This window comes from Oleiphilus sp. HI0123, from assembly GCF_001635315.1.
The window spans coordinates 1-624 of the sequence record NZ_LWGE01001881.1 but is presented as its reverse complement, the minus strand read 5'-3'; the positions used below and the strand labels follow the sequence as shown (position 1 = coordinate 624).

Annotated in this window: 2 protein-coding genes; both read left to right on the top strand. The window is 52.1% G+C overall.

Going from position 1 to position 624, the window contains the following annotated elements; genetic code table 11:
• Nucleotides 1-256: hypothetical protein (locus tag A3761_RS28240; protein ID WP_197473261.1), on the top strand; the 256-nt coding region annotated here is incomplete at its 5' end.
• Between the two features lie 110 nt (nt 257-366).
• On the top strand, nt 367-588 hold the full coding sequence (locus A3761_RS25090) for a hypothetical protein (protein ID WP_068510533.1): 222 nt from the start codon (nt 367-369) through the stop codon (nt 586-588).
• The last annotated feature ends 36 nt before the right edge of the window (nt 589-624 follow it).

The window sequence follows — 624 nt, the reverse complement described above, 5'->3', positions numbered from 1 at the left end:
TTGGCCAGCGGAGATCGACGATTTGGGTTATACCGATGCGCAAATGAAAACCAGCACGATGATTCGTGATATGCGGATTACCCGCGGTGGGGTGATTCGTGTCTTAGCGGCAGAAAAGCTCGGTGAGCATGCGGCGGTGGTATTGACCCCAGTTGACGTGCTGGGTGGGCAAAGTATTGAGTGGCGCTGCGAGACAAATGTCTCGGTATCCGGCGACTTATGTCGTTACCAAGAAGGCGCATCGTTTTACCGTTAGCCGCGTGGCCCCCTTTGTGTGGAAAAATTAGCGAAGCGGTGCACGTTTACTTGCGGTATTGACCTGCTATGCTCAAATAACGGTGGCCGTAATGCGTGTGAGGTGTTGCCATGCACAGCATTAAACAAAAAGTGACAACGCGCTGGCGCGACATGAAGCATGCGCTCCATTGGTGGGGTATTGCGCATTTAGCTAGCCCATTAAAAGGCGAGATCGCGTTGAGCCGATTTTTAGCCTATTACCACCTTGAGCGTGAAGACATCATTGCGCGCGCGCATCAACAGGCCGCGTTATTTGCCAATGATCACGGTAGCGATTGCCGCGATTTGTAATAGTAACCACAGAGTTTGCGTCCCGACTTGAAAACG

Excerpts from the sequence above, each read along its gene's own strand:
- A3761_RS25090 (WP_068510533.1), top strand. The coding sequence starts at position 367 with ATGCACAGCATTAAACAAAAAGTGACAACGCGCTGGCGCGACATGAAG.